This window comes from Collinsella sp. AF02-46-1 (genome assembly GCF_003465825.1).
Taxonomy (GTDB): domain Bacteria; phylum Actinomycetota; class Coriobacteriia; order Coriobacteriales; family Coriobacteriaceae; genus Collinsella.
Window position 1 is genome coordinate 1 of the sequence record NZ_QSBV01000036.1, and the last position, 5,383, is coordinate 5,383.

Consider the following 5,383-nt stretch of genomic DNA (forward strand, 5'->3'; position numbering starts at 1 on the left):
GCCGGACGCCTGCCGCTCGGGCCCGCTCCGCTTGCGGCCGCCTGGGCGGGCATCGTGCTGGGCAGCTTGCCCCTCTACGCGCTGGGGCTCGGCGTGGCCCTGCGCCTCGGCCGCAACGCCGCCATCGGCGGCGGCGCGGCGGGGACGCTCCTCGCGTTCTTCTCGGTGGGCGGACTTGCACACGGCCTCATGACCGGCGAGCTCACCGGTGCCCTGGCGACGCCCCTGGGCTGGGTGCCGCTCGCCTGGCCCGCGCGCCTGGGGTCGCTCGTGGTGGAGGCCTTCATCGACGCCGCACGCGCGGCGGGCCCTCTCCTCACGACTGCGCTCGCTGGCCTCGCGCTCACCCTGGCAGCCGCCGCCGTCCTTCTCGCCTGGTTCTGCCGCTTCGAGGACGGGAGGGCAGATGCGTAGGAAGGCGCTCGCCGCCATGCTCGTCCTCCTCTCCGCAGCGCTCGTCCTGGGTGGGAATGCCCTGCTCGACGCTGCGGACGACAGGGGCAATGTCCGAGAGCTCCAGCTCATCTTCTTCGGGCGGGAGTCGGACGGCGAGGGCTGGCTCGAGATCGAGGCGCGCGGCGGCTCGGGCGTGCGCTACCACGCGTGCGACGCGGCCGAGGCGCCCGCGGCTGCGCGCAGGGCTCTGGACCGCTGAGTGCGGCGCTAGTACAATTCCGACGAGAGTTTCAGGAGGTCGAACATGGCGAGGATACTGGCAGTGGATGATGAACGGGCGATCCTCGACGCGCTCGCGCGCGTCCTCGGCCGCGACGGCCATGAGGTCGTCAGGGCGGCCGACCCGACGACAGTCCCGGGGATGGACCTCTCGCGCTTCGACCTCGTGCTCTGCGACGTCATGATGCCGGGGCTCGACGGCTTCGAGCTCGTGCGGCAGATCCGCCCGGACTTCGACGGGCCCATCGTCTTCCTGACCGCGCGCGTGGCCGAGGAGGACGCCGTGGCCGCCTACGGCCTGGGCGCCGACGACTACGTCCGCAAGCCCTTCGGGGCCGCGGAACTGCGCGCCAAGGTCGCGGCCCATCTACGCCGTGAGCGCCGGCCGCGCTCGCACGCCCTCTCCTTCGGGGAGGTGCGGATCGACCTCGGGGCGCGCGACCTCGCCGTGGGCGGCGAGACCGTGCCGCTCACTCCCACCGAGTACGCCATCTGCGAGTACCTCGCGCGCCACCCCGGGCAGGTCATGAGCCGCGCGCAGATACGCGAGGCGGTGCTCGGCTGGGAGAGCGACGCCGACGACGCGGCCATATCCATGCAGGTCAGCCGCGCCCGGAGGAAACTCTCCGAGGCCGGCGCCGATCCGATCGCGACCGTCTGGGGGATGGGGTACAAGTGGCAGCTCTGAGGACCGGGGCGCGAGGTCGCGGGGGCATGCCGCTCTCCTTCGTCATCGCGCGCTACTTCGCCTACGCGTTCGCGGCGGTCGCCACGGCGTGGCTCGCCTCGTTCATGGCGCTCTCCGCGGCGATCAATGTGGGCTTCGTCTACGAGGCAAGCTGGGGGCCGGCCAATGCACGCGAGGTCGCGGAGGGCCTGGCACGCGACGGCGTCTGCGGGCAGCAGGACGTGCCGACGGCGTACCGCTACCTCATCCTGAACAAGGACGGATACGTGCTGATGACAGACCTCGAGGGCACGCGGCTCGAGGACGCGACGGAAATGGCCAGTACGGCACTCGCCGCGGATCCGGGCACAGTGGAGATCGAGGGCGGGGGCTCGGGCCTCACCTACGCCGCGTTCCCGCTCAAGGGCGGCGGGGCATGCGCGCTCGTCAGCGAGTACCTGCCGCAGTGGGTCTCGCGCGATCTCGCCGGCCTGCTTCCCAACCCGCAGAACCTCATGCTCGTCGGCGCCGCTGTGGGAAGCGCGCTCGCGCTCGCGCTCGTGGCGCGCCGCGCGAGCCGCGTGATCTCGCGCAAGATGGCGCCGCTCGCGGAGGCGGCGGGGCGCGTCGGCGCGGGGGAGCTCGACTTCGCGGTCGGCAGCACCAACGTGCGCGAGGTGAACGACGTCCTCGCCGCGATGGACGCCATGCGGGCCTCCCTCGCCGAGTCGCTCGAGGCCCGCTGGGCCGCGGAGCGGGGGCAGCGCGAGCAGGTGGCGTCGCTCGCCCACGACCTCAAGACGCCGCTCACCGTGCTGCGCGCCAACGCCGACTTCGTGGCGGAGGAGCTGGAAGACGAGAATGACAGCGACCTCTCGGCCGCCGCGCGCGACATAGCCGGCGGTGTCGAAAGGCTCGACGGCTACGTGCGCCTGCTCATCGAGGCCTCGCGCGGGTCCGGCGGGGCGGAGAGGGCCCCCATGCGGCCGGCCGAGCTCTGCGAGCAGGTCCTCGCCGAGGCCGCCCAGATCGCCCGGGCGCGAGGCGTGACGCTCGACGCGGCCACGGGCCCCGCTGTCGTGGGCGCGCCCGAGGCCCCGCTCGACCGAACCGCCCTGGCGCGAGCCGCCGCGAACCTCGTGGCCAACGCCGCCGAGCACGCGCGCTCGCGCGTGGCGGTCTCCTGCGACGTCGCGGGCGGACACCTCGTCATCGAGGTGGCCGACGACGGACCGGGCTTCTCTCCCGCCGCCCTCGAACGCGGCTGCGAGCGCCTCTTCACAGACGACTCGTCCCGCTCCTCGCGCGACGGAGGCCGCCACTACGGGCTCGGCCTCCACGTCGCCTCCGAGGCCGCGAGCGCCCACGGGGGCTCCGTCTCGCTCGCCAACAGCCCCTCGGGCGGCGCGGTGGCCACCATCGCGGTCCCCCTGTGCGGGGCCTGACGAATCAGGCCCTCACACCGGCATGCCTCGCAACCAAACGCTTCCCGGATAATTCATGAGGCCGTACTCGTATTCGAGCCTGCCTATCTCTGCGGCAAGCGCCTCCGTCATGTAGAAGGTTTTCGTGCGGCCCGTCGACTTCGCCAGGCGGTCGTACCTGTTCGCGAGGTCCTCGGGGGTTCTCAGGGCTGCGGTGGCGGTTGCCATGATGCACCTCCCGGTTAGATGTAATACGTGTATTACTTTCTATCACATCACCCGAACCCCGCACCGGCGTACGGTCGTATCTGCTATTTTACCTTACATTTTGTCAACCGGCCCATGCTCGGCTTGTTCAGCCAGATTAAATCAACTGTTAAATCAATCCAGGCCTGTAGGGGGCGGTGGAAATCTTTCGAGGACTGGGGGCGCCGTCCCTGGGTCGGCTCCTCGATGGCCGCGGCTGAATTCCCCTGCCATCGGCTGCGTGGGTTCCGGCACGGGGCTCTGGCGCTGCTCGAACTGGGCGCAAGACTCGGCTGTTGGTCGTACCGGACGGCATACGTTTTGAGACCGGCAAGCTGATGCCGGCTCGAGGACAGCGGCCCGGTGCACCGGGCCGATCGATAGCGGTCTCAGGTTCACAGCGCAGCTTCTCAGGGCTCGCATATATAGGAAGACTTGATTGGCAATCGATTTTAATGAAGTCGGCAGCGCATGTCAGAGTTTTCAACAAATTTAACATGCCACCCTTTATATCCGCACGCGCGTAATTCAACTCATAAGGACCGGCTATCCCTTACCAGTGACACAATCTCAAACGCACAGAACAGAATCATCAGTCCAATCATCGCATAAGAGGCAGCCGAACCTTCAAGCACTATTCCACAAAGAACAATCTCCGCGCCGCCAATAAGAACTGTTATCAGGCGCTCTGCCTTTTTGCTCTCGCCGCTCGCATAAAAAGGCGGCAAAGCGCACAAGATCACATATAGCCCGGGAAGGGAATACAGGATCGATAGTCCAAGCCCCCCATCAACCGCAGTGCTTTGCGTAAGAATCAACTGAACCCAAACGGCAATTATCACTGAGCAGGTTGTCGATAAAAGAAGACTAGAAATATAGCACGCAACAAAGTCCCGTCGCATTCGAACAGAGAAATCCGCGAACTCTCTTCGCCGCGTGGAAACAATAAGGTACACAGAAATTGCAATAGAACCAATCAGGGAAAACAGCGGAACAACCAGCAATTCAAGCTTATTACCCCATCGATCAACCACACCCCCACTCCAATGAGCGGGAATTGTATCAGGGAGGACTGACCAAGCCGCCCATAGAATCAGAAATGGAAGAATAGAGAGGATGAAAGATGATAACACTGCAGTAATTTTTTTTGAGGCTCTCATCGATTCCGCATCTCCTTGCGCGCCCACATTCCACTCCGCCTTAAATCAAGTATACGTTTTGAGACCGGCAAGCTGATGCCGGCTCGAGGACAGCGGCCCGGTGCACCGGGCCGATCGATAGCAGTCTCAGGTTCACAGCGCAGTTTCTCAGGGCTCGCATATATAGGAAGACTTGATCGGCAATCGATTTTAATGAAGTCGACAGCGCATGTCAGAGCTTTCAGCAAACCGCAGGTAAATTCGTATACCAAAAATTGGTACACGGATTTACCTGCGATGTTCATGCTTGGTCAAAAGCCTATCAAGCGATATATCCATTATTTTAATGCGCGCGCCTGAGCTTTTGACTGAAGTGGCAGTCCGACCGCCGGCAGGCGGCCACGCTATATCCAAAGGCCACGCCTACTCCCCGTGCCCGGCTACGTCGACGACCCAGTGCTGCCCGTCGAGTTCCTGCCGCAGAGCTACATCAGGGACGTTTTATTGGGGGACGACCACATGGAACCCCGGGAGATCAAGCTGTACGGCTGATCCATCCGTCAACAACATGTCAAAGCCCCAAAACCCAACAGGATCGCGAACGAGGGGATGAATTGACCGCCCGGGTATTTGCGCCAGGGCGGTCAATTTTATCAACCATGGGTGCGATTCTGTGAGGCCATTTTTCTGGCATCCGCCGTTTGCTCCGGTCTCAACGCACCCATCGACCGTTCAGTAATCTTTGCGAACGCGACCACGTGCGCATTTGTCGAACAATCAAATGTCCGACAATGTCTGACGGAGCTGTCAGATATTCACGCACGAACAGGCGAGCTTCGCGAGCGATTGTAGGCAACTAGTAGCCCCAGCTGCGTCTTTGGCGCAGGTTCGACGTCTGACATCTTGAATGTCTAACGTTGAACGAAGCTGGTTGATAACAAGCAGGTGGAATAAACATGGAGCCCGACACCTCTCGCGCAATCGGCGCGCGGTAAGGGTCTGGCCCATCTCATATGTTGCCAACGCTAACGGTGAACCTGAGCGCCCGGGCACATTCTTTGTTGGCTGAAACCGGCATAGCAACTAGCGGAAGGCATCATCGAAGGAGTGTGCTGGAAAGCACCCGTCTCCTTAACTGTTAGAAATGCAGGTTAATAATCTATGTGGTCAATATAATACCGTTGAACCCGCATATCGATACCGCTCAGCCATTCGCCTCGCCCCCGTCGCAC

At 63.8% G+C, this 5,383-nt stretch carries 5 protein-coding genes and 1 pseudogene; 4 read left to right on the forward strand and 2 right to left on the reverse strand.

Annotated features, from left to right (window positions below; genetic code table 11):
- The 4 genes and pseudogenes from DWV20_RS09935 to DWV20_RS09635 form a co-directional block, all read left to right on the forward strand.
- Nucleotides 1-414, forward strand: a pseudogene (locus DWV20_RS09935) (lantibiotic ABC transporter permease); the annotation flags it as partial.
- Between the two features lie 16 nt (nt 415-430).
- On the forward strand, nt 431-655 hold the full coding sequence (locus DWV20_RS09625) for a hypothetical protein (protein ID WP_147330273.1): 225 nt from the start codon (nt 431-433) through the stop codon (nt 653-655).
- Nucleotides 656-700: 45 nt separating this feature from the next.
- Nucleotides 701-1,363, forward strand: a complete 663-nt coding sequence (locus DWV20_RS09630; RefSeq protein WP_117717073.1) for a response regulator transcription factor — start codon at nt 701-703, stop codon at nt 1,361-1,363.
- A 26-nt stretch (nt 1,364-1,389) separates the two neighbouring features.
- The gene (locus tag DWV20_RS09635; protein ID WP_118256881.1) at nt 1,390-2,787 is read left to right on the forward strand and encodes a sensor histidine kinase KdpD; all 1,398 of its coding nucleotides are present in this window, start codon (nt 1,390-1,392) and stop codon (nt 2,785-2,787) included.
- A gap of 12 nt (nt 2,788-2,799) precedes the next feature.
- On the opposite strand, the gene DWV20_RS09640 is transcribed toward DWV20_RS09635, so the two are convergent.
- Nucleotides 2,800-2,994: a ribbon-helix-helix domain-containing protein gene (locus DWV20_RS09640; RefSeq protein WP_117717075.1), complete on the reverse strand. Its 195-nt coding sequence runs from the start codon at nt 2,992-2,994 to the stop codon at nt 2,800-2,802.
- 551 nt (nt 2,995-3,545) lie between these two features.
- The gene (locus tag DWV20_RS09645; RefSeq protein ID WP_147327790.1) at nt 3,546-4,199 is read right to left on the reverse strand and encodes a DUF1648 domain-containing protein; all 654 of its coding nucleotides are present in this window, start codon (nt 4,197-4,199) and stop codon (nt 3,546-3,548) included.
- Nucleotides 4,200-5,383 lie beyond the last annotated feature (1,184 nt).